The organism is Martelella sp. AMO21009 (genome assembly GCF_053484295.1).
Window position 1 is genome coordinate 159,456 of record NZ_JBAKFR010000007.1, and the last position, 23,207, is coordinate 182,662.

Annotated in this window: 17 protein-coding genes; 13 read left to right on the forward strand and 4 right to left on the reverse strand. The window is 62.9% G+C overall.

The features are described 5' to 3' along the window. Positions 1-143: 143 nt before the first annotated feature. Positions 144-1,307 carry a 1-deoxy-D-xylulose-5-phosphate reductoisomerase gene (dxr, locus tag V6766_RS11005; RefSeq protein WP_448466362.1) on the forward strand — a complete coding sequence of 388 codons (1,164 nt, stop codon included), beginning with the start codon at positions 144-146 and terminating at the stop codon, positions 1,305-1,307. On the opposite strand, the gene V6766_RS11010 is transcribed toward dxr, so the two are convergent. Together V6766_RS11010 and hemA are read right to left on the reverse strand one after the other, a co-directional pair. Next, positions 1,297-2,424, reverse strand: a complete 1,128-nt coding sequence (locus tag V6766_RS11010) for a serine hydrolase domain-containing protein (RefSeq protein ID WP_448466364.1) — start codon at positions 2,422-2,424, stop codon at positions 1,297-1,299. The genes dxr and V6766_RS11010 overlap by 11 nt on opposite strands. Positions 2,425-2,545: 121 nt before the next feature. Continuing rightward, positions 2,546-3,760: a 5-aminolevulinate synthase gene (gene hemA, locus V6766_RS11015; protein ID WP_448430676.1), complete on the reverse strand. Its 1,215-nt coding sequence runs from the start codon at positions 3,758-3,760 to the stop codon at positions 2,546-2,548. Between the two features lie 416 nt (positions 3,761-4,176). On the opposite strand from hemA, the gene V6766_RS11020 reads away from it, so the two are divergent. The 11 genes from V6766_RS11020 (at position 4,177) to V6766_RS11070 (ending at position 20,419) form a co-directional block, all read left to right on the forward strand. Further along, positions 4,177-4,458, forward strand: a complete 282-nt coding sequence (locus tag V6766_RS11020; protein WP_230721098.1) for a glycine zipper domain-containing protein — start codon at positions 4,177-4,179, stop codon at positions 4,456-4,458. Positions 4,459-4,666: 208 nt separating this feature from the next. Next, positions 4,667-6,589 carry an autotransporter assembly complex protein TamA gene (locus V6766_RS11025; protein WP_448466366.1) on the forward strand — a complete coding sequence of 641 codons (1,923 nt, stop codon included), beginning with the start codon at positions 4,667-4,669 and terminating at the stop codon, positions 6,587-6,589. 104 nt (positions 6,590-6,693) lie between these two features. Then, a complete protein-coding gene (locus V6766_RS11030; RefSeq protein WP_448466368.1) occupies positions 6,694-10,860 on the forward strand; it encodes a translocation/assembly module TamB domain-containing protein in 4,167 nt (1,388 codons plus the stop codon). A 159-nt stretch (positions 10,861-11,019) separates the two neighbouring features. After that, complete coding sequence (locus V6766_RS11035) at positions 11,020-12,171, forward strand: calcium:proton antiporter (RefSeq protein WP_448466370.1); 1,152 nt, start codon at positions 11,020-11,022, stop codon at positions 12,169-12,171. Between the two features lie 20 nt (positions 12,172-12,191). Next, positions 12,192-13,313, forward strand: a complete 1,122-nt coding sequence (locus V6766_RS11040) for a transporter substrate-binding domain-containing protein (protein ID WP_448466372.1) — start codon at positions 12,192-12,194, stop codon at positions 13,311-13,313. A gap of 159 nt (positions 13,314-13,472) precedes the next feature. Next, positions 13,473-14,354 (forward strand): aldo/keto reductase, encoded by an 882-nt coding sequence (locus V6766_RS11045; RefSeq protein WP_448466374.1) that lies wholly within the window; start codon positions 13,473-13,475, stop codon positions 14,352-14,354. A 97-nt stretch (positions 14,355-14,451) separates the two neighbouring features. Continuing rightward, entirely contained in the window at positions 14,452-15,432 is a 981-nt protein-coding gene (locus V6766_RS11050) for an aldo/keto reductase (protein WP_448466376.1), read from the forward strand. 402 nt (positions 15,433-15,834) lie between these two features. After that, a complete protein-coding gene (locus V6766_RS11055) occupies positions 15,835-17,100 on the forward strand; it encodes an ABC transporter substrate-binding protein (RefSeq protein WP_448466378.1) in 1,266 nt (421 codons plus the stop codon). Between the two features lie 256 nt (positions 17,101-17,356). Continuing rightward, positions 17,357-18,427 (forward strand): carbohydrate ABC transporter permease, encoded by a 1,071-nt coding sequence (locus V6766_RS11060; RefSeq protein ID WP_448466380.1) that lies wholly within the window; start codon positions 17,357-17,359, stop codon positions 18,425-18,427. Between the two features lie 3 nt (positions 18,428-18,430). Beyond that, on the forward strand, positions 18,431-19,312 hold the full coding sequence (locus tag V6766_RS11065) for a carbohydrate ABC transporter permease (protein WP_448466382.1): 882 nt from the start codon (positions 18,431-18,433) through the stop codon (positions 19,310-19,312). 12 nt (positions 19,313-19,324) lie between these two features. Next, positions 19,325-20,419 carry an ABC transporter ATP-binding protein gene (locus V6766_RS11070; RefSeq protein ID WP_448466384.1) on the forward strand — a complete coding sequence of 365 codons (1,095 nt, stop codon included), beginning with the start codon at positions 19,325-19,327 and terminating at the stop codon, positions 20,417-20,419. A gap of 52 nt (positions 20,420-20,471) precedes the next feature. Here the strand turns inward: V6766_RS11070 and ampH are convergent, their stop codons facing one another. Continuing rightward, a complete protein-coding gene (ampH, locus tag V6766_RS11075; protein ID WP_448466386.1) occupies positions 20,472-21,575 on the reverse strand; it encodes a D-alanyl-D-alanine-carboxypeptidase/endopeptidase AmpH in 1,104 nt (367 codons plus the stop codon). A gap of 262 nt (positions 21,576-21,837) precedes the next feature. Between ampH and V6766_RS11080 the strand changes: the two genes are divergently transcribed. Then, entirely contained in the window at positions 21,838-22,698 is an 861-nt protein-coding gene (locus V6766_RS11080) for an SDR family oxidoreductase (protein ID WP_448466388.1), read from the forward strand. A gap of 33 nt (positions 22,699-22,731) precedes the next feature. Here V6766_RS11080 and V6766_RS11085 read toward each other — a convergent pair whose 3' ends face one another. Continuing rightward, the gene (locus V6766_RS11085) at positions 22,732-23,154 is read right to left on the reverse strand and encodes a secondary thiamine-phosphate synthase enzyme YjbQ (protein WP_448466390.1); all 423 of its coding nucleotides are present in this window, start codon (positions 23,152-23,154) and stop codon (positions 22,732-22,734) included. Positions 23,155-23,207 lie beyond the last annotated feature (53 nt).

Here is a 23,207-nt window from a genome sequence, read left to right on the forward strand (position 1 = left end):
GATAAAGCCTCGGGTCCGGTTTTTCCAGTGCCTTGCGGCATGACGGCAGGCGGCGGCACAAAGCAAGGGAATATCCACTCGCCCCCTGTTGTCGCACCGAAAAACCCGCTAGAGCCTGACGGACAGGAACGACAGGCGGAAACATGCAGACGCGACGCATCGCAATCTTCGGCGCGACCGGCTCCATCGGTATCAACACGCTCGACGTCATCGCCCAACTTGGCGGACGGGAAGCCTTCGAGATCACCGCGGTGACCGGCAATTCGAATGTCGAGGCGCTCGCCCGGCTCGCGATCGAACACGGCGCCGCCATGGCGGTGACCGCCGATGAAAGCCGCTATGACGACCTGAAGCAAGCGCTTTCCGGCACCGGCATCGAAGCGGCTTCGGGCGCCAGCGGTCTCGACGAGGCGGCCAGCCGCAACAATGACATCGTGATGGCGGCGATCGTCGGCACGGCCGGCCTTGCCCCGACGTTGAAGGCGGCCGCCGCCGGCGCGGATATCGCGCTTGCCAACAAGGAATGTCTGGTATCCGCCGGGCCGCTGTTCATGGAGGCGGTGAAACGCGGGGGCGGCATGCTGATCCCGGTCGACAGCGAGCATTCCGCGATCTTCCAGGTCTTCGAGGAAAACCAGCGCCGCGCGCTCGACCGGGTGATCATCACCGCATCCGGCGGCCCGTTCCGTCAGATGTCGCTCGACGAGATGCGCCATGTCGATGCGGCGACCGCGCGCGCCCACCCCAACTGGTCGATGGGCCTGAAAATCTCGATCGACAGCGCCTCGATGTTCAACAAGGCGCTGGAAATGATCGAGGCGCAGCACCTGTTCGACCTTGCGCCCGAACAGGTGGAGGTGGTGGTCCACCCGCAATCGATCATCCATTCCATGGTCGGTTATGCCGATGGCTCGATCCTGGCCCAGCTCGGCGCGCCCGACATGCGCACGGCGATCGGCTATGCGCTCGCCTACCCCGAACGCCGCCCGCTTTCGGTGGAACGGCTGGACTTCGCCAAGCTCGCGCGGCTCGACTTTGAAGCGCCGGACGAAATCCGCTTTCCCGCGCTCCGGCTTGCCCGGCTTGCCATGGCGCGCGGCGGTCTGCAGGGCGCGGTGCTGAACGCCGCCAAGGAAGTGGCACTCGAAGCCTTCATCGAAGGCCGCTGCGGCTTTCTGGAAATGGCCGAAATCACGGAAGGCGTGATGGCGGAGATGGACAATCTCCCGGCCGCGACGACGATCGAGGATGTCTATCAGGCCGACAGCGAAGCGCGCCGGCGGGCCGCTGGTCTGATCAGGCGCTGAAAAGCGCCCGCCATATCTCCTCGGGAAAGGCGCCGTTGCATCCTTCGACCGCGGTATTTGTCATGATAACCGCCGCCGTGCCGGTTGCCGGGTCCAGAGCCCAGCAATTGCCGTAGACCCCGCCCCAGGTCACGGCCCCTTCTGGCAGGACCGTTCCGCCTTCCGCCGGATTGACGACAACCGATCCGACATAGCCGAATGACTTGCCCGGGCGCACGGCAAGCGATCCGGTCTGCGCGGAAAGCGCCGCCTTGGCGGTCTCAGGCGTCAGCAGCCGGTGCTTGCTGACAAGCTCTTGCAGCAGTTTCAGGAAATCGCCCGCCGTGCCTGCCATGCCGGCGCCGCCGGACTGATAGGCACGCGGATTGAAGATGCGCGACGGCTCGAACGTGAGGGCGATGCCCTCCGCGTCATGCACCGTATGGCGCGTGCCCATGCGCACCGGCTCGGGCGCGCCGTCGCCATAGGGCGTTGCCAGCCGTCGCGCGTCGGTCACGGAAAACCGCGTGTCGTCCATGCCGAGCGGGTCGACGACATGCTGCCGGATAACGGCTTCCAGCTCGACGCCGGCGACAGAGGACAGCATCGCGCCGAGAATGTCGATCGCCACGGAATAGGCCCATGCCGTGCCTGGCGCAAAGGCGAGCGGAAAATGGTTCAGCCTGGAAAAATTCTGCTCGAAGGTAAGATCGGTATCGGTCAGGCCCGTATTTACCGTTTCGTCGGGCGGCAATTGCCCAGCGCCGCCGGTATAATCCAGTCCGGCCGTATGGGTGAGGAGGTGACGAACGCGGATATCGGCCGGCGCGCCATCCGGACCGGTCGGTTGAAACCAGGGCAGATAATCGCTCACCCTGTCATCAAGCGAAAACAACCCCTTCTCCATCATCACCAGAGCGGTCGTCGCGACAATCGGCTTGGTGACGGAGGCAAGACGGAAAATTGTGTCTACGGCAACAGGTTGGCCGCTTTCGCGATCGGCGAGACCGGCGGCGCGGGAAAAGATGAGTTCATCGCCGCGCGCAACCATGACGACTGCGCCCACGATGCGCTTCTCGCCGATGGCCTGGTCGATGGCTTTGTCGATGGCCGCGTTTACACGTGTTTCAATTGTCATGAGAAAAGTCTCCGCTACGGTTTTGCCAAAGCAGAACGCCGAAGGCCGAAAACTTCAAGAAAAAAGCGGGCCGTGTTCCGCCCGCTTCTGAAAAAACGTCCCGGCGCGGATGTTGCCGCCATCAGGCGACGGCGCGCGCCAGGGCACACTGCGACCACAGCGAATGCAGCGCCGAAACAAGGTGGTCCATGTCGGCATCGGTGTGCAGCGGGGTCGGCGTGAAGCGCAGGCGCTCGGTCTTGCGCGGCACGGTCGGATAGTTGATCGGCTGGACATAGACGCCGAAATCATCGAGCAGAATGTCCGAAATCCACTTGCACTTGGAGGCATCGCCGACCATCACCGGCACGATATGGCTCGGATTGGCCATATGCGGAATGCCCTGACGATCGAGCTTCGCGCGCAGCGTCTCGACCCGTTCGCGGTGGCGGGTCCGCTCGATCTGGCTGACCTTGAGGTGGCGGATCGAGGCGACAGCACCGGCGGCAAGCGCCGGCGGCAACGCAGTGGTGAAGATGAAGCCCGAGGCAAAGGAGCGGATGAAATCGACGACCGCCTTCGACCCCGTGATATAGCCGCCCATGACGCCGAAGGCCTTGCCGAGCGTGCCTTCGATGATCGTGATCCGGTCCATCAGCCCCTCGCGCTCGGCAACGCCGCCGCCGCGCGGGCCGTACATGCCGACGGCATGGACCTCGTCGAGATAGGTCATCGCGCCATATTTGTCGGCGAGATCGCAGATTTCCTTGATCGGCGCGATGTCGCCATCCATCGAATAGACCGATTCGAAGGCGATCAGCTTCGGCGCATCCGGATCGGCGGCCTTCAGCTTGGCCTCGAGATCGTTGAGGTCGTTATGGCGGAAGATCGCCCGCGCCGACTTGCCGTGGCGGATGCCCTCGATCATCGAGGCGTGGTTGAGCGCGTCGGAAAAGATGATCAGGCCCGGGATTTTTTCGCCCAGCGTGCCAAGCGTCGCCCAGTTGGAGACATAGCCGGAGGTAAAGATCAGGGCTGCTTCCTTGTGGTGGAGGTCGGCCAGTTCCTGCTCAAGCTGGACGTGGTAGTAATTGGTGCCGGAAATATTGCGTGTGCCGCCGGCTCCTGCCCCGCAAGCCTCGATCGCCTCCTGCATGGCGGCGATCACGGTGGGACACTGGCCCATGCCGAGATAATCGTTGGAACACCAGACGGTGACGTTGGAGGCGGCGCCATCCTTGAACCGGGAGGCGCGCGGGAATTCGCCGCGATGACGCTTCAGTTCGGCGAAAACGCGGTAGCGGCCCTCATCATGCAGTTCCGCCAGCTCGTTTTTGAAGAATGCTTCGAAATCCATTACCCTGATGCTCCACCACCGGCCTTGTTGTTTTCCGACAGGATTTGACGAAGAGCGCGCCCCGTCAACCCGTATCGCGGCCTGTTTCCTGATCCTGCGACAATCAGCCCTTAGTTTGAACTATTCCAAACTTTACCTACGCGCAACCGCCTGACCAAAACTTGATCAGGGTCAATTTGCCGCACAGATTCGGATTTTTCGGAAATTTGGAACCTATCGCCTCCCCGGACATTAATCATCTACCTAAGGCGTAACAGGCCGGCGCAAGACCTTTTTGCTTTTCGCCGGAACGCTATTCGGGTATGTGTTGGAAGAGCGGCCGCAGGCTGCATGTGAGGGACGGCGGCGATCGGGTCCGGGACAATGGAGCGGTCGGATCGCGGCGGAACCAAAGCGCAAAAGGTGATGAGGGAATCATGAAAAAGATTTTTGCAGGAATTGTGATCGGCGTTGCTTCGCTTGCGGCAACGGCCTGCACGCCCACCCAGGAAGGTGCGGCCATCGGCGCCGGCACCGGCGCCCTGGTCGGCACGGCGATTGACGGCGGCGGCCTCGGCGGCGCGCTCGTCGGCGGCGCAATCGGCGCAGGCGCCGGCGCTCTCGTCGGCCGTGCTGTCGAGAACCAGCCCGGCAAGTGCTACTATCGTGACCGCTACGGCCGCGAATACACCGACGATTGCCCCCCCGGCTACCGGTAAGAGACAGGGCCGCCGCCTCAAAAGGACGCGGCCCCGCCAAGGCGCGTCAATTGCGGCGATTGTCCATGGCAAACGAGACCCGACATACAGCGACCGTAACCAACGGTTAATGCTGTTGCCGGGTTTTCGGTTTTCTTGGGCTATGCATTTGGAAACCTGCTAATATTTTATCGCATATGTACATTTTGCGATCCGGTTCGAGTTGAAGATGGTACCCCGTTCAAAACGGCAAAGTTCAGGAATATCCCGCGCGCTCAGGCTGCTGCCGGCGATATCCGTTGCGATCTTCGCCGCCGGCGGCGAGGCGCAGGCGTTCAGCCTGTTCGGCATCCATCTCTGGGGCGAGGAGGAGGTGGATATTTCCTCCATCCAGGACCCCGTCCACTATACCGTTACCTTCAGCGTGACCGGCGGCGACAGCGAGCTGGAAAGCTTCCTGCGCAGGCGCTCGGCGCTGGTCAGCGACGAGCGCCAGCCCGTTGACGGCGATCTCGGCGTGCTGGTGAAGGCGCGCGACGACCTGCAGATTCTCGTCGGCTCGCTGTTCGAGAAGGCCTATTATGGCGGGCTGGTGAATATCACCGTCGACGGACAGTCGATCGAGGATATCGTCGGCCTGCCCGATTTCGGGCGCGAGGATCCCGTTCCCGTCAACGTCTCCATTGAGGCCGGGCCGATGTTCACCTTCGCGCGGATCAACCTCGAAGGCGCGCCGGCAAGCTTCAACCCCGCAAAGCTCGATCTCGTGGCCGGAAAGCCTGCCTATTCGACCACCATTCTCGCGGCAGCGCGCGAGATCACCACCGAGCTCAAGGATCAGGGCCACCCGTTCGCGACCATCACCCGGCGCGAGGTGATTGCCGATCACGCGAATTCCACGGTCGATGTCGATATTCGCGCCGATGACGGGCCGGTCGCAGACCTCGGAGCAATCGCCGTGAAAGGCTCGGAGGCCGTCGAACCCGATTTCATCCGGCGCTATTCGCGGCTGAAGCCCGGCGAGCAGTATTCGCCCGAGCAGCTCACCGCCGCCGCCAACCGCCTGCGCTCGCTGAACACCTTCGATTCGGTGACGATCACCACCGCGAGCGCGCTGGACGATAACGGCCAACTGCCGACGACGATCACGGTGCGCGACGGCAAGTTCCGCTATTACGGCTTCGGCGCCACCGTATCATCGATCGACGGGCTCGGGCTGGAAGGCTATTGGGGCCACCGCAACCTGTTCGGTCAGGCCGAGGGGCTGCGGCTTGAAGCCGGCGTGTCGCGGATCGGCGCGTCGGACGATTACGGCGTCAACTCGCTCGATCTCGCCGGCGGCATCACCTTCACCAAGCCCGGCCTGTTCCATCCGTCCGGCATGTTTACCGCAAGCCTGCTGACAGCGACGGAGAACCCGGACGCCTATAATGCCAAATCGGTGGCCGGCAGCGTCAGCTACACCTATGAGCAGAACGAGTACAACACGATCAGCGCCGGCCTGACGCTCGACTATTCGCACATCAAGGACGCCTTCGGCACCGAGGACTACCTGACCTTCTCCGCACCGATCGGCTTCGACCGCGACACGAGAAACGACCCGCTGAACCCGACCGAGGGCATCTACCTGATCACCACGGCAGAGCCTTCCTATGATTTCCTGGGCGGCAATTTCTTCACCTCCTTCGATGCCGTCGGTTCCACCTATTTCTCGGCCGGCGAGGATGACCGTTTCACCCTTGCAGCCCGCGTGGGCGCCGGCACGATTGTCGGCGGCGGCGACCTCAAGGACATTCCCGCGAACGACCGCTTCTATGCCGGCGGCGGCGGCAGCGTGCGCGGCTATGCCTACAAATCGATCTCGCCGCGGCTCGCCAATGGCGAGGAGACCGGCGGCCGCTCCTATGTCGAGGCGACGCTGGAGGCCCGCATCGGCGTGACCGAAAACATCCAGGTCGTGCCGTTCATCGATGCCGCCGATGTCTCCGCCGACCAGTTCCCCGACTTTTCCGATATCCGCGCCGGCGCCGGCATTGGCGTGCGCTATCTGACCGGCTTCGGCCCGATCCGCCTCGATGTCGCCGTTCCGCTCGACCGCTATCCCGATGGCGACCATTACGGAATCTATGCCGGTATCGGACAGAGTTTTTAGTCACCTCCTTGCAATTGACGATGCATTCATGCCTTTCATGGCATGATTGGAAAAGCGCGCAAATCGCTCTAAATGCTTAAGGAAAATTGCGCCCGAGGAGTTTCATGGCGGTGTTCTTCAAACGACTGTTTCAGGTGGTGGCAAGCCTTCTGGCTTTGGTGATCGTGATTGTCGCCGCAGCGGTCATCCTGATCGGCTATACCGATGCCGGCGCGAATTTCGCCGTCCGCCAGATCACCAAACGGATCGCCTCCCCGGATTTCGCCGTTCATGTTGGTCGCGTCAGCGCGCCGCTGACCGGCAATTTCACCGTCGACAGCGTCACCATCTCCGACGTCAAGGGTCCCTATGCCACGGTCGAGGACATCGCGCTCGACTGGTCGCCGATGGCGCTGTTCAGGGGACGGTTTGCCGCAGAAAACCTGTCGGCGCGCACGGTTTCGCTTGCCCGCTTGCCCGTTCCGGGCAAGCCGGCGCCGGAAAAGGCACAGTCGAGCGGCGGCTTCTCCCTGCCGATCGGCGTTGATATCGAAAAATTCGATTTTCCGCAGATCGACATCGCCGAGGCCGTTGTGGGCGAAGCCTATCCACTTTCCGCCTCCGGCCATGTGAGCGCCGTCTCCGACAGGATATCGACCGCGCTCGACATCGAGCACCGCGCCCGCGCCGGCACCTATGTGAAGGCCGATATCGACTATGCGCCGGGCGAGAACCTCCTCGATGTCACCGCCGAGGTAAACGAGCCGGAAGGCGGCATGGTCGCGACCCTGCTGAAACTGCCGGGCACGCCGGCGCTCAACATCGCGATCGACGGCGACGGCGCGCTCTCGGATTGGAAGGGACGGCTGACCGCGGCGCTTTCCGGGGAGAGGCTCGGCGAAATCGACGTCCGCCACCAGCTGAACGAAAAGGACGAGCGCACCGTTACCGTGACCGGCCAGGGCGAATTCGCCGCGCTGACGCCGCCGGAATTCCAGTCGCTGGTCGAGGGCCAGACCGGCATCGATGTCCAGGCAACCCTTTATCCCGGCGGGCGGATCGCGATCGGCAGGGGCCAGATCGAGACTGGCAGCTTCGTACTGAACGCCTCAGGTGCCTATGATCCGAAGGGCGAAAACGATCTCGACGTCACGCTTGAGGGCGTCAATGGCGGTTCCGTGCCGTTTTCCATGCCGATGGGCGATGACGGCACGCTGTCGCTTTCCCTTGAAAACGCCAGCGTCAGCCTGCACGGGGCGGCCGAAAGCGCCGACCTGTCGGCATCGGTTACGCTTGCCCAGCTTTCGCTGCCGCAGCTTTCGACAAGCGGCGTTTCGCTGGCCGCCAACGGCAAGGGCTTCAACCTTGCAACCCGCACCGGTGCTTTCAACGCCGGGCTTTCGCTTGAAAGCCTTGCATTCAGCGATGAAAGCCTCGACCGGATGATCGAGGCGCCGCTTTCCTTCAAGACGCGGGTGACACTTGCAAAAGAGAGCGTGAAGCTCGACGATATCGCGCTTGAAAGCGGCAGCATCGGCGCCACGGCCAATGTCGATTACGACCTTGAGGCACAGGAGGCCACCGGCCACGCCAAACTGTTCGTGCTCGCGGACGCGCTTCCCGATGCGGCCGGCGGCCTGATCGACGACATGACCCGGATCGAGAGCGATTTCTTCCTCTCGACCGCATCGGGAGCCGTGGCGCTCTCCAATCTCGAGGTCGAGAACGGGCTGCTGACCGCCGGCGGCGATGTCCGCGTCAGCGGGGGCACGATCGACGCCACGCTGAAGGCGACGGTTGCCGAACTTGGACGGCTCGCGCCACAGGTCAAGGGCTCGGCCGTGCTTGACGCCACGATCGGCGGCGAACTGACCGCGCCCGAAATCGACGCCACGGTGAAAGCCGACAGTCTCGACATCACCGGCGAGACGCTGGAGAATTTCGTCGCCACGATCAAGGGCAAGGCGGACATGACGTCGCCCTCCGGCGCGCTCACCGCCAAGGGCAGCTATGCCGGCGCGCCGCTTTCGCTGTCGGCAAACGTCACCTCCAATGACGGCCAGATCGAGATCGCGGGCATTGAGGGCGCGGTTGGCGGCAACACGCTTTCCGGCGACATCATCCTGAATGAAAAGTTCCAGCCCGCCGGCGGCATCAGCTTCGATTTCCCGGACCTGAAGCTGCTCGCCGGCCTTGCCGGCCAGAAGGCCGAAGGCGCGATCTCCGGCCGCGTCGAGCTCGACAACGCCAATGACAGGCTCGGCCTGTCGATCGACGCCAGAAGCGACAGCATCACCACCAACGGCATAACGGCAAGAAACCTCGACGCCGACATGACGGTTGCCGATGTCGCGGCGCTGAAGGCAAGCGGCAAGATCACGCTCGGTTCCGTCGCCGTTGCCGGACAGACCGTCACCGACATCACGCTTACCGCCAGCAACCAGGACACGACCACGAACTTCGACCTCGCGGCCCGCTATGACGGTCAGCCGGTATCGCTGGAAGCGGCCGTGAACCGCGGCGACACGATGACGATCGACCTCACGCGCCTCGAAGGCTCGCCGATGGGCCTCGGCCTGCGGCTGGTCGAACCCGGGCGGATCACCATCGCGAACGGCACAACCAATATCGAAAGCCTGAGGCTCGGGATCGGCGGCGGCACCGTTGCCGTGAACGGCAGCGTCGGCGACAGGCTGAACCTGACGGCCAATATCAACGGCGTCTCCGCCGCGATCGCCAACCAGTTCGTTCCCTCGCTCGGGGCCAGCGGCACGATATCGGGCACGGTGACGGCGGGCGGCACCACGGCCAACCCGACGGCCGACTACAATCTCCGCCTCGACAACGGCAATCTTGCCCAGACGAGCGCGCTTGGGGGACAGCCCTTCAACATCACCACAACCGGCCGCTATGACGGCAGCCAGGTGACGACCGATACCACGATCACCAATGCGCAGGGCATCAACGCGCGCGCGACCGGCTCGGTCGGGCTCACCGGCAACAGGCCGCTGAACCTGTCCGTCAACGGCCGCCTGCCGATGCAGATCGCCGCAGCACTTGCCGCCAATTCCGGTTTCGCCATTTCCGGCAACGCGGATGTCAACATGACGGTGGGCGGCACGCTGACGAGCCCGAGCTATTCCGGCGGGGTCGACCTCGCCATCAGCGCGCTGACCGACATCAGGCGCGGCATTTCGCTCAACGATATCGGCGGGCGCATCGCCCTTTCCGGCGATCAGGTGCAGATCGACGGCATCACCGGCAGGCTTGCCGCCGGCGGCACGCTCACGATCAGCGGCAGCGTCGGCCTGACCGGCGGCTTTCCCGCATCGCTCAAGCTCGTTGCCGATAATGCAGTCATCAATGACGGACGACTGCTGACGACCACGGCCAACGGCACGTTGACGCTGGAAGGGCCGATCCTGACCCAGCCGACGCTTGCCGGCCGGCTGACGCTCGCCCGTACGGCGATCGTCATTCCCGACCGGCTGCCGGCGTCGATATCGCAGATCGACATCGTGCATCAGGACGCCTCGAAGGCCGTGCTCAGGCAGGCGGAGGAGCTTTCTCCGCCTCAGGCCAGCGAAGCCCGCTCCACCATGGCGCTCCACCTCACCATCTCGGCCCCCAACGCAATCTTCGTGCGCGGGCGCGGCGTCGACGCCGAGCTTGGCGGCAATGTGCGGATCACCGGCACGACCCAAAACCCGGTCGTCAGCGGCGGCTTCGACCTGATCCGCGGCCGGCTTTCGATCCTCAACCGCAGGCTCGATTTCACGCAAGGGCGGATCACTTTCGGCGGCGCGCTGATACCGATGATCGACCTCAGGGCGAATACCAATGCCGGCTCCACCGCCATCACCATCGCGCTCGAAGGCGTGGCCAACGACCCGCAGGTGAAGCTGAGCTCGACGCCGGCGCTGCCGGATGACGAGATCCTGGCGCAACTGCTGTTCAACCAGTCCTCATCCCAGCTCTCCGCGCTCCAGATCGCCCAGCTCGCCGATGCGGTCATTCAGTTGACGGGCGGGACCGAGCAATCGCTGTTCGGCTCGATCCGCGACGTGCTCGGCGTCGACAATCTCGACCTGACGACGGATTCGACCGGCAATACCGCGGTCAGCGTCGGCAAATACCTGAACAGCAACACCTATCTCGAAATCGAGCAGAGCCGTGATACGGGCACCAGGGCGAGCGTCAACATCGATATCGGCCGCAACTTTATCCTCAAGGGAGCGGCAGGATCGCGGGGCGAGGCTTCCGGCGGCATCTTTTACGAGAAGGAATACTAGTCCCGGTCCACCCTCGGCCCAAGACAAGCGCCAAATGGCGGTTCCAGTTCCTCCAGAAGCCCCGCCGGAAGCGCTCGCCAGTTGAAAAGATGGCGATAACATGGCAATCGGATAGGTAGAGCCGTCTTAAGGCGACGGCACCGTCCGATATCAGGAGGCATGCCCTTGACCAGCGAGCACAGCGCGCCCGAGGCCGCAGGGTCGTCCTCGTTTCTCGCCTTCGTCAGACGCGAGCGCGTCCTCGGCATTGCCGTCGTCACCAGCATTATCGCCTTCCTGTTCGAAGACAGGCTGTTTCACGACATGGGCCACCCGGTGAAGCTGGCCTTTTTGCTCGCCTGGTTCTTTTTCGTGATTCTCGCCTCCGCCATCGGCGTCGTGCGCCATGCCGAGGCGGTTTCCGCGCGGCTGGGCGAGCCCTTCGGAACGCTTGTGCTGACGCTGTCGATTACCGGCATCGAGGTCTTGAGCATCACAGCGGTCATGCTCAACGGCGAGAACAACCCGGCCCTGGTGCGCGATACGCTGTTTTCCGTTGTGATGATCATCATGGGCGGCATGCTGGGCATTTCGCTGCTGCTCGGCGCGCTACGCCATCGCGAGCTCACCTTCAACCTGCAGGGCGCCAACGCCTATCTGGGCGTGATCATTCCGCTCGCCGTGTTCAGCCTGATCCTGCCGAACTTCACCCGTTCCACCGAAGGGCCGACCCTGAGCGACCTGCAAAAGGTGATGCTCGGCTTGATGGCGGCGGGGCTCTATCTGATTTTCCTGATGATGCAGACGGGACGGCATCGCGGCTATTTCTCCCAGCCGGAAGAGGAAGGAGCGCCCATCGAAGAGCACGAGAAGCCGTCCGGACCGCTGTGGCTGAGCGTCGCCCTGCTGTTCTGCTACATCGTGCCGGTGGTCTATCTGGTCGAGCAGCTCGCCAAGCCGGTCGACTATATCATCGAAACCCGCGGCGCGCCCGGGGTGATCGGCGGGGTGCTGATGGCCATCCTGGTCACCACGCCCGAAGGCATTGGCGGGGTCAAGGCCGCGCTCAACAAGCGGCTGCAATCCTCCGTGAACATTTTCCTCGGATCGGTGCTCGCCACGATCGGCCTGACCGTGCCGATCATGCTTGCGGTTTCGAGCGCGCTGGGCCTCAACCTGCAGCTCGGCCTGGCGCCGACGGACGCGCTGCTTCTGGTTCTGATTCTCGTCGTCAGCATCGTCACATTCTCCAGCGGGCGCACCAACCTGCTGCAGGGCGCGGTGCATTTCCTGCTCTTCGTCGCCTTCCTCCTCTTGATCTACAGGGGATAACCGAAAGGACCGCCCGACAGATGTCACAAGCAAGCCAATGCCTGAAACTCTACCGCTGGGGCCTTCTTTTCGCATCGTTGTTTCTCGCGGTCTGCGGATCGGCCGCGCCATCCTTTGGCCAGCAGACAGGCGAGCCGCTGCAGATCAGGGTCGGCTATCGCGTCCTGCCGCCCTTCATCACCAAACATGACGACGGCACCATTACCGGCATGGCGAGCGAACTCTGGCGGGAGATCGAGGAAGGCTTCAACATCCAGCCGACCTATATCGAATATGAGACCGTCGCCGACCTGCTCGCGGCGACGGCGGCGAGAGAGGTCGATGTCGCGGTCGGCGCGATCTCGATTACCGAAGAGCGCGCGGAACTGGTCGATTTCACCCAGCCCTGGTTCGATTCCGGTCTGCGCATCATGATCGACAACCGGACCACGTCGTCCCTCGTCAATGTCTGGAACGGTCTCGCGGAGGCCGGCTACCTGCGCTACTACGCCTGGCTGCTTGTGTTCATCCTCATCGGCACGATCGGGCTGACGGTGTTCGACCGGCACTTCGACAAGAATTTCCCGAAGCGCTGGCGCGACGGCATAGCCGAGAGCTTCTATGCCGTGATGCTGGTCGTGACCCGGGGCACGCTTCCCGGCCGCGCCAAGCTATTCGGGTGGTATGGCAAGATCTTCTCGGCCTTCTGGCTGATCATCGGCATCGCCGTGGTCGCCTATATCACCTCATCGGTCACAAGCGTGATGACCAGTATCGCGATCACCGGCAACATCACCGGGCCGGACGATCTGCCAGGCCGCACCGTGGGGGTGTTCCGCGGCTCGACCGCCGAAATCCGGATGCGCCGCAACGGCATCGACTTCATCACCTATACCGGTATGGACGATGCCGTCACGGCGCTGCGCAGCGCCGAGATCGACGCGATCGTCGGCGATGCGCCGGTGCTGGAATATTACAAGGCCCAGAACCCCGAACTCGGCCTCGATGTCGTCGGTCGCATCTTCGCGCCCGACAAGTTCGGCTTCGCCCTGCCCTATGGCCAGGACACGCTGATCCAGCCGATCACGGTGCGCCTGCTGGCGCTGCAGGAGGATGGCGTGGTGCGGGAGCTCGCGCAGCAGTATTTCGGCAATGAGCGTTAGCGAGGATTCCGAGGCGGCGGCGCTTGCCGCGTGAGAAACCGCCGCCTTGAAATCGCGTCCGGCCTGTCCCAAGTCAAATGGAAGATTGAAATCCCTCATGCACAGCAGACCACCTTCTCGCGGGCCTGCGCTATTCATTTTCCATCACGGGAGACAATAATGGCTGACAAAATCGCCGACAAGGCCGGCACATTTTCGATCGGCGGCAAGCTGAAGGTCAATCGCCTCGGCTATGGCGCCATGCGGATCACCGGAAAAGGCATCTGGGGCGAACCGGATGATCGCAAAGGCGCGATTGCCACACTGAAACGCCTGCCGGAGCTCGGCGTCGATTTCATCGATACCGCCGACAGCTACGGTCCCGACATTTCCGAATGGCTGATCAAGGAAGCGCTCCATCCCTATAACGAGGTAAGGATCGCCACCAAGGGCGGGTTGACCCGCACCGGGCCCAATGTCTGGATCCCTGTGGGGCGACCGGAATATCTGCGCCAGCAGGTTCACAAGAGCCTGCGCAATCTGGGCGTAGAGCAGATCGACCTCTGGCAGCTTCACCGCATCGACGACAAGGTGCCGGCCGACGAACAGTTCGGCGCGATCAGGGAGTTTCTCGATGAGGGCCTGATCGCCCATGCGGGGCTATCCGAGGTGTCGGTTGACGAAATCGAGGCCGCCAACAAAATCTTCCCCGTCGCCACCGTCCAGAACCGCTACAACCTTGTCGACCGCGCCAGCGAGGCGGTGCTGGATTACTGCGCGGACAACAATATCGGCTTCATTCCGTGGTTCCCGCTGGCAGCCGGCGACCTTGCCAACAAGGGCTCGCTGCTGGACGAGATCGCCACGAAGCACGACGCCGCCCCGAGCCAGATCGCGCTTGCCTGGGTGCTGAAGCGCAGCCCGGTCATGCTGCCGATCCCCGGCACCTCCAAGGTCAAGCATCTGGAGGAAAATGTCGCGGCGGCCAATATTACGCTGTCGGACGAGGAGTTCGCGGCCCTCGATACCGAGGGCAGGAAGGCCTTCGAAAAGGCGGCCTGATCCGCGACCTCCAAAGACCATAGCGTCGCCGGCTGCATTTTCGCCTTGCCGGCGGCGGAAATATCGTCAACCCTGACGAAAACGGGGATTTCCTGCCATGAAATATGTCAAGCTCGGCCGCACCGGCCTCGATGTCTCCCGCCTTTGCCTTGGCTGCATGACCTATGGCGCGCCCGACAAGGGCAGCCATCCATGGTCGCTTACCGAAGAGGAAAGCCGGCCCTTCATCCGCAAGGCGGTGGAGGACGGGATCAACTTCTTTGATACCGCCAATGTCTATTCCGCCGGCACGTCCGAGGAGATCGTCGGTCGCGCGCTGAAGGACTTTGCCCGGCGCGAGGAGATCGTGCTGGCCACCAAGGTGCACGGGCGCATGCATGAAGGCCCCAACGGCGCGGGCCTTTCGCGCAAGGCGATCATGCAGGAAATCGACAACTCGCTGCGCCGGCTCGGCACCGATTATGTGGATCTCTACCAGATCCACCGTTTCGACTACGACGTGCCGATCGAGGAGACGCTGGAAGCGCTCCACGACGTGGTGAAGGCTGGCAAGGCGCGTTATATCGGCGCTTCCTCCATGCATGCCTGGCAGTTCGCCACCATGCTCGCCACCCAGAAGGCCAATGGCTGGACGAAATTCGTGACAATGCAGAACTACGTCAACCTGCTTTACCGCGAGGAAGAGCGGGAGATGCTGCCGCTGTGCGAGGCCGAGGGCATCGGCGTCATTCCGTGGAGCCCGATGGCGCGCGGTCGCCTGACACGGCCCTTCGACACAGCAACCAACCGCACCGAAACCGACGAATTCGGCAAGACGCTGTTTGCCGAAACCGCCGAGGCGGACCGCAAGGTGGTCGAAGCCGTTGGAGCGATCGCCAAGGAACGCGGCGTGCCGATGGCTGAGGTGGCGCTTGCCTGGGTGCTGTCGAAGAAGGTCGTCTCCGCGCCGATCATCGGCGCCTCCAAGCCGCATCATCTGGATGATGCCGCGGGCGCGCTGGAACTCTCCCTCACCGAGGACGAGATCTCCCGGCTCGAAGCGCCCTATATCCCCCACCGCGTCATGGGCTTCAAATAGCAGCCGGCGCGCTATTTCGACCGGGCCCCGGCACCGGTTGCGCCGAGACGGAGTCCGGTGGCGGAAGTGATTGCGCCCGCCGGTTGAGCCCGGGGGAACTTTCGTGTTAGTAATCCGTTAACCATCAGATGTGTCCCGCCTCTGGCAGGACACTGGCGGGGTGGCTTTGTCCTGGCACGGGGAGGGTGTCATGACATGACGCGCGCGCGGAACGTTTTACCGTTCGTCTGTGCGCCGGAAGGCCCCCGCCACCTCTTCCCTCGTGGGTCCCGGCCTCGGCCGGGGAACAGTCCCGCCCGCCGCTTGCGCGGCATTCCCTCCCGAAGACCGTTCACTGCGGTGGCCACGCCACCGCGCCTTCCAGGCAATTCCGCCTGAGCGCAGTTTATCGGAGGAGATAACATGCAGAAGACAGCTTTCATCCTGGCCTCGCTGATGGCGACCACGGCGCTGCCCGCGACCGGCTTTGCGGCGACGGAACTGACGATGTGGTATCACGGCGCCGGCAACGAGACGGAATCGAGCATTCTGAAAAACATCGTTTCCGACTTCAACGAAAGCCAGGATGACTGGGAAGTGGTGCTCGAAAGCTTTCCCGAGGATTCCTACAATGATTCCGTGACGGCGGCAGCCCTTGCCGGCAATCTGCCGGATATCATTGATGTCGACGGCCCGATCATGCCGAACTGGGCATGGTCCGGCTATATGCAGCCGCTGCCGATTGATGAATCGAAGCTCGAAGGCTTCCTGCCCGGCGCGATCGGCGAATGGGACGGAAAGATCTACTCCGTGGGCCTGTGGGACGCAGCGCTCGCAATGATGACCCGGCAGTCCTATCTCGACAAATACGACATCCGCAAGCCGACGCTGGAAGAGCCTTGGACGGCCGAGGAATTCGACAACATTCTGGTCAAGCTGAAGGAGAGCGGCGATTTCGAATATCCGCTGAATCTCGGCATGGCGGATGCCGGCGAGTGGTACACCTATGCCTTCCTGCCCTTCCTGCAATCCTTCGGCGGCGACCTTGTCGACCGCTCCGACTACCAGAGCGCCGAGGGCGTGCTGAACGGCGAGGCGGCGATTGCGTTCGGCGAATGGTGGCAGTCGCTGTTCGAACGCGGTCTTGCGCCCGGGCCGAGCCAGGACCCGGCAGACCACCAGAACGGCTTCATCAACGGCGATTACGCCATCGACTGGAACGGCAACTGGACGGCGCGCGCCAAGCTTGATGCCTTCGATGACGTTGTGTTCCTGCCCGCGCCCGATTTCGGCGAGGGTCCGAAGATCGGCGCGGCGAGCTGGCAGCTCGGCATTTCGGAATCCTCCGAGCATCCGGAGGGGGCCGCTGCCTTCATCGAATTCGCGATTCAGGACCAGTATCTGGCGGATTTCTCCAACGGCATCGGTCTCGTGCCTGCCACGCAGGCTGCCGCCGACATGTCTGACTTCTATAAGGAAGGCGCGCCGCTTGCCGTGTTCTACGGGCTTTCGGATGCGCAGGGAACACTGCGGCCGGTCACGCCCGGCTATGTGGTTGAAACCAGCGTGTTCCAGAAGGCGATCGCCGATATCGCCAATGGCGCGGATGTCGCCGATACGCTCGACGGCGCTGTCGACGAGATCGACACCGACATCGACCGCAACCAAGGCTACGGCCATGGCGGTTAAGGGGAAGGGGCTGGCTTCGGCTGGCCCTTTTGCGTGATGGGAAGGCGGCTTGCGCGCCAATCTCCCCCTTCCGCGGGACGAGAGGATTTTGGTGAATTTACGGAGCGGCGGCTGTGCGATGCCCCTCCTCCTCGCCGGGTCATCCTCGGGCTTGACCCGAGGGTGACGCGGAGTGAAGAGCAGGCGTTTGTCGCACCAGATGAGCGAACGACGTGGGGCAATCAAGCTCGCCCGAGGCGATAGACAGGACAGACACATGAGCCGGAGACTGACGGAGAATAACGGGGCGGGGTGGGCGTTTGCGGCGCCGTCGATCCTGCTGATCGGCCTGTTCATCATCCTTCCGTTCTTTCTGGCGATCGCCTTCTCGCTCACCGATCAGCGGCTGATCTCGCCCAACCCGACGCGCTATGTCGGCGCGGAGAATTATCGCGACCTGCTGGGCCTCAATGTCATCAAGTTGGAACCGGAAACCGCCGATGATGGCAGTCTGGCGCGCGATGAAGACGGCAATCTCGAATATCCGCGCGTACGCTCCCTCACCCGATCCGACGACTACCCGCAGTATTTCGGCATGCGCGAATGGTTCCGCGTCCATGCCGGCAACACCGCCTATGTGGTGGTGGCGCGCGATGTCGTGTTCATGCGGGCGCTGGTCAACACGCTGATCTTCGTTGCGGTCACGGCACCCGTGCAGGCGGGACTGGCGCTGGGGCTCGCGCTTCTGATCAACCAGCGCATACGCGGCGTGAATGTGTTCCGGGCCGTGTTCTTCATGCCGGTCGTGGTATCGATCGTGGTCGTGTCGCTGCTCTGGCGGTTTATCTATGACGGCAATGACGGGCTTTTGAACGCGCTGCTATCCGGCCTGACCTTCGGCCTGTTCCAGCCGGTGGACTGGCTCGGCAACACCCACACGGCGCTCGGTTCGATCATCGCCATGTCGATCTGGCAGGCGGTCGGCTTCCACATGGTGATCTGGCTTGCGGGGCTGCAGACGATACCGCCGACGCTCTACGAGGCGGCGGCCATCGAAGGCTCGTCGAAATGGCAGACCTTCCGCTACGTCACCTGGCCGGGGCTCCGCAACACCGCCGTTCTGGTGCTGGTGGTGATCACCATGCAGGCCTTCGCCGTCTTCGCCCAGATCGACGTGATGACCAAGGGCGGGCCGCTCGACAGCACCCAGACGCTGGTGTTCCAGGCGGTCGAGCGCGGCTATGGCCGGCAGGATATTTCCGGCGGTTCCACCATCTCGGTCGTGCTGTTCGTGCTGGTGCTCGCGATCTCGCTGGCGCAGCGCTATTTCACGCGGGAGAGGAATTGAGCCATGGCCAACGTCAAGCATGACAATCACGGCCTGAGGCTCGCCGTCCGCTATCTCGTTCTTGTGCTGGTGGCGCTGGTGTTCCTGCTGCCGCTGCTGTTCATGGTGATGTCGTCGCTGAAGCCCGACCAGCAGCTCCTGAACGACACGTCCTCGCTGCGCGCCTTCCTGCCGGTCGGCGATATCAGCCTCGAAAACTACGCCGGCGCGTTCCGCCGCGCGCCGATCGGCCTGTTCGTGTTCAATTCGGTGATGATCACCACGATCACCGTGCTGGCCTCGCTGTTCCTCTGCTCGCTCGGCGCGTTCTCGTTCACCTTCGTCCGGTGGCGCGGCAATGCGGTGGTGCTGTCGATCGTGCTCGCCACGCTGATCATCCCGTTCGAGACGATCGCGATCCCGCTGCTCTTGTTCGTCTCGCGCCTGCCCTGGATCGGCCTTGACGGGTTTTCCTGGGGCTGGCTCAACACCTATCGGGTGCAGATCATTCCGTGGATCGCCGATGCGCTGACGATCTTCCTGTTCGTGCAATATTTCAAGGATCTGCCGCGCGAGCTGATCGAGGCCGCGCGCGCGGAAGGCGCGAGTTGGTGGCAGATCTACCGCCGGGTGGTGATGCCGCTTTCCGGCCCGGTGATCGCCACCGCCGCCATTTTGAAGGCGCTGAAAATGTACAATGAACAATATCTCTGGCCGCTGATCGTGGTGCAGGACGAGGCCCACCGGCCGATCATGGTCGGGCTCGGCTATTTCTTCCAGCTCAACGTGCCGTGGGGCGAGGTCATGGCCTATCTGTCGCTGATCACCTTGCCGGTTCTGGCCTTCTATCTGGTGCTGCAGCGCGCATTCATCGCATCGATCGCGTCAACAGGCGTGAAGGGCTGAGGGAGGAAAACAATGGCAGACCTGTCACTCAAATCGGTCCGCAAATCCTATGGCAAGGTCGAGGTCATCAAGGGAGTCGATCTCGACATAAAAGATGGCGAATTCGTCGTCTTCGTCGGGCCCTCGGGCTGCGGCAAGTCCACGCTTCTCAGGATGATCGCCGGGCTTGAGGACATCACCGACGGCACGCTGGAGATCGGCGGCAGGAAGGTCAACGACCTGCAGCCCAAGGAGCGCGGCATCGCCATGGTGTTCCAGACCTATGCGATCTTCCCGCATATGTCTGTGCGCGAAAACGTCGCCTTCGGGCTGACGATTGCGGGCGTGCCGAAGAAGGAGAAGGAAGAGGCTGTGCAACGGGCCGCCCGCATCCTGCAGATGGAGCATCTTCTCGACCGCCGCCCCTCGCAGCTTTCCGGCGGACAGCGCCAGCGGGTCGCGATCGGCCGCGCCATCGTGCGCAATCCATCCGTCTTTCTCTTCGATGAGCCGCTCTCCAACCTCGATGCGGCACTTCGGATGGACATGCGCATGGAGATCGGCAAGTTGCACAACCAGCTCGACGCAACGATGATTTACGTGACCCACGACCAGGTCGAGGCGATGACGCTTGCCGACCGGATCGTGGTGCTGAAGGATGGCGTGGTGCAGCAGGTCGGCACGCCGATGGAGCTTTATCACGAGCCCGCCAACCTGTTCGTCGCCGGCTTCATCGGCTCGCCCTCGATGAATTTCATGGATGTCGATATCGTCGAAACGGACGGCGAGGGCATACCCGTCAGGTCGGAGGCGCTCGACCCAGTCACCATCCCGAAGACCCGTTTCGACTTCGCAGGCAGGACCACGGCCCGGCTGGGTCTGCGCCCGCAATATCTCGATGTCGTGGAAAGCGGCACGGCCGGCGGGCTGCACGGCAAGGTCACGCTGGTGGAACGGCTCGGCACCGAAACCGTGATCAATGTCGAGCTCACCCGCGGCGGCCGCATCGTCGCAGCACTTGCGGAAGATCGCCCCCTTGCGACCGGAAGCGAGATCACGCTCGTCTTCGATCCGGAAAAGGCGCATCTGTTTCCGGTGGAAAGCGAGACGCGCGAGACTTTATCCTGAGGGAGCAAGAAAGGACGGGAAGGCAGCAAAGGCCGCCTCCCCTAGGCTGGGTTTAACGTGGGGCGAGCGTGGCGATAAGGTCATTGACCATGCCCGCCATTTCCATGCCCGCGGAAAAATTGAACTGATTGATGGCAATGAACACGCCAATATCGCGCGACGGCGCAAACGCCAAATAGCTGAAGACGCCATTGGTGCCGCCGGCCTTCTGGATGATCAGCGGACGGTCGCCCTCGGGCATCATGATCACCCAGCCGAGCCCCATGGCGTTCATATGGCCTGATTCATCCAGGCCGATAACCGGGTTGAGGCCGTCGCGCATCAGCCATGCCGCATGACTGATGGCGCGGACTTCGGCGTCGTCCTTTCCGAAACGGTCGAGATTCCATTGCAGATAGCGCACCATGTCATTGGCCGTGGTGTAAAGGCCCGATGCCCCCTCGCGGTTCACAATCGGTTCGCCGGGATCGATTTCATTTCCGTTCCAGTCATAGCCGGTCATGGCGTTTTCGCCCGTGGGCCGGTCGTAACCTGTCGACGTCAGACCGATCCGGTCGAGGACCCGGGACTTGAGCAGAGCCGCATAGTCCTGCCCGCCAATGTCGGCTAGCGCCATCGCCAGCACGTCGAAGCCGACATTGGAATAGGCCATGCCGCTGCCCGGCGCGAACAGGAGGGGATTTTCGGAAAGATTGGCGGCGAAGGATTCATCGCTGTATTTCTCGACGCCATCGACGTCTGCAAGCTCGCGCGGCAAGCCGCTCGAATGGGTGGCGAGGTCGATCAGCCGGATTTTCCGGCCGTCCGTCTCGGGCAGCGCATCGACCACACGCGCATGCGGACCGACGGGATCGGTGAGCGAGACGGCGCCATCCGCGGCAAGCGTTGCTAGGGAAAGGCCGGTAAAGGTCTTGGTCACCGACCCGACGCCGATCCTGGTGTCGCCATCCGGCTCCCGCCCGCTGCCCTTGGCGATCTCCCCGAAGCCGAAGACGGCGCTCTCCCCGCCGCGAACCGCCGCGATGACGAGGCCAGGTACGCCGGTATCGAGCTGGAAGATCTGACCTGTAAACTCGACGGCCTCATCAATTATCGGATCGCTGGCGGCCGCGGGTGTTGCCGCCAGAAGTGCGATTGCAGCAAAGGCATATCTCATTTGAACTCCAATCTTCTGCTTTGAAAAAGTGGCGCTGTCGCAGAGGCCCCCTCCCGGACCTCCTCCCTCATCAGGCATATAAGCTTAAGCTAACACACTTCGCGAAGAAATGCCGGGAAAACGGAGCGGTGCACGCCGTTTATGAAAACTCCAACAGGTCTTCATATCCACGCGGGGCTGGAACAAGACGGCGGCCTTATCGCTTTAGCAGACAGACAGGCGCGGCAACCGCGTCGTACAAGCTCAGGTAAAGGACAGGCACATGGCCGACACGAAAGCCCCCGTGGCGCAAGTTCAGGATCACCAGCCCGGTTCGGAAGCGGAGATGCATCCGCAGCCCGACTACATGCCCCGTTACCCCGGTTCGGGCCGGCTGAAGGACAAGGTCGCCATCATAACCGGCGGCGATTCCGGCATCGGGCGGGCGACCGCGGTTCTCTACGCCCGCGAGGGCGCCAGGCTCGCGATCCACTACAAGGACGAGCACGAGGCGGACGACGCCGAAAAGACGCTGAAAGCCGTTGAGGAGGAAGGCGGCGAGGCGTTTCTGTTCGCCGGCGACATCGGGGACGTCGCGACGTCGGAAAAGCTCGTCGACAAGACGATCGAGCGTTTCGGGAAGCTCGATGTCGTCGTCAACAATGCCGCCGAGCAGCACGTGCAGGAAGATATCGCCGATATTCCGGAGGAGCAGCTCGAGCGCACATTCAGGACCAATATCTTTGGCGCCTTCCACCTGCTGAAATATGCCCGCCCGCACCTGAAATCCGGTGCATCGATCATCATCGTGACATCGGTCACGGCGTTCCGGGGCCAGCCGCTGCTGCTCGACTATTCCTCGACCAAGGGCGCCCTGCTGGCGCTGATCCGGGCGCTGTCGGGCAATCTCGCCTCCGAAAACATCCGCGTCAACGGCGTCGCCCCCGGCCCGATCTGGACGCCGCTCATTCCCGCTTCCTTTCCAAAGGACAAGGTTGCGGAGTTCGGCAAGGATTCGCCGCTCGGTCGCCCCGGCCAGCCGAACGAGGTGGCGCCGAGCCTCTTGTTCCTTGCCTGCCAGGATTCATCCTACATCACCGGCCAGGTGCTGCATCCGAATGGCGGCGACCTCGTCGGCGGCTAGAGCCGTTCCGAGACATGCGGGCCGGCTTTTCGGTTACGGAGAAAGATGCAGCACAAGCTCGCGGCGGTGCGGGCGGTCGCGGTGTTCGAACAGGTAGATGCCCTGCCACGTGCCAAGCGCCAGCCGCCCGTCAAACACCGGGATGGAAACCGAAACCTGCGTCAGCGCGGATTTGATATGGGCCGGCATATCGTCCGGGCCTTCAAGTCGGTGGACGAGATAGTTCATCGACGGATCATCGGCGGGCGGCGCGATCCGCGAGAAATAGGCCTTCAGGTCGCGCTTGACATCGGGATCGGCATTTTCCTGGATCAGCAGCGAGCACGAGGTATGCCGCACGAACACCGTCAGCAGAGCCTCGTTCATCGCCTCGTTGCGCACAAAGCGTTCGGCGTCCTCGGTGAATTCGTAGAGACCCTGGCCGCTTGTCTCGATGGTCAGGCTGGTCTGGGGCATGATTTCCTCCGCGCTTTGACAACGGGCGGACCCCGTCGAAATCCCCGGCCGGC

Excerpts from the sequence above, each read along its gene's own strand:
- dxr (WP_448466362.1), top strand. The coding sequence starts at position 144 with ATGCAGACGCGACGCATCGCAATCTTCGGCGCGACCGGCTCCATCGGT.
- V6766_RS11010 (WP_448466364.1), bottom strand. The coding sequence starts at position 2,424 with ATGACAATTGAAACACGTGTAAACGCGGCCATCGACAAAGCCATCGAC.
- hemA (WP_448430676.1), bottom strand. The coding sequence starts at position 3,760 with ATGGATTTCGAAGCATTCTTCAAAAACGAGCTGGCGGAACTGCATGAT.
- V6766_RS11020 (WP_230721098.1), top strand. The coding sequence starts at position 4,177 with ATGAAAAAGATTTTTGCAGGAATTGTGATCGGCGTTGCTTCGCTTGCG.
- V6766_RS11025 (WP_448466366.1), top strand. The coding sequence starts at position 4,667 with ATGGTACCCCGTTCAAAACGGCAAAGTTCAGGAATATCCCGCGCGCTC.
- V6766_RS11030 (WP_448466368.1), top strand. The coding sequence starts at position 6,694 with ATGGCGGTGTTCTTCAAACGACTGTTTCAGGTGGTGGCAAGCCTTCTG.
- V6766_RS11035 (WP_448466370.1), top strand. The coding sequence starts at position 11,020 with ATGCCCTTGACCAGCGAGCACAGCGCGCCCGAGGCCGCAGGGTCGTCC.
- V6766_RS11040 (WP_448466372.1), top strand. The coding sequence starts at position 12,192 with ATGTCACAAGCAAGCCAATGCCTGAAACTCTACCGCTGGGGCCTTCTT.
- V6766_RS11045 (WP_448466374.1), top strand. The coding sequence starts at position 13,473 with ATGGCTGACAAAATCGCCGACAAGGCCGGCACATTTTCGATCGGCGGC.
- V6766_RS11050 (WP_448466376.1), top strand. The coding sequence starts at position 14,452 with ATGAAATATGTCAAGCTCGGCCGCACCGGCCTCGATGTCTCCCGCCTT.
- V6766_RS11055 (WP_448466378.1), top strand. The coding sequence starts at position 15,835 with ATGCAGAAGACAGCTTTCATCCTGGCCTCGCTGATGGCGACCACGGCG.
- V6766_RS11060 (WP_448466380.1), top strand. The coding sequence starts at position 17,357 with ATGAGCCGGAGACTGACGGAGAATAACGGGGCGGGGTGGGCGTTTGCG.
- V6766_RS11065 (WP_448466382.1), top strand. The coding sequence starts at position 18,431 with ATGGCCAACGTCAAGCATGACAATCACGGCCTGAGGCTCGCCGTCCGC.
- V6766_RS11070 (WP_448466384.1), top strand. The coding sequence starts at position 19,325 with ATGGCAGACCTGTCACTCAAATCGGTCCGCAAATCCTATGGCAAGGTC.
- ampH (WP_448466386.1), bottom strand. The coding sequence starts at position 21,575 with ATGAGATATGCCTTTGCTGCAATCGCACTTCTGGCGGCAACACCCGCG.
- V6766_RS11080 (WP_448466388.1), top strand. The coding sequence starts at position 21,838 with ATGGCCGACACGAAAGCCCCCGTGGCGCAAGTTCAGGATCACCAGCCC.
- V6766_RS11085 (WP_448466390.1), bottom strand. The coding sequence starts at position 23,154 with ATGCCCCAGACCAGCCTGACCATCGAGACAAGCGGCCAGGGTCTCTAC.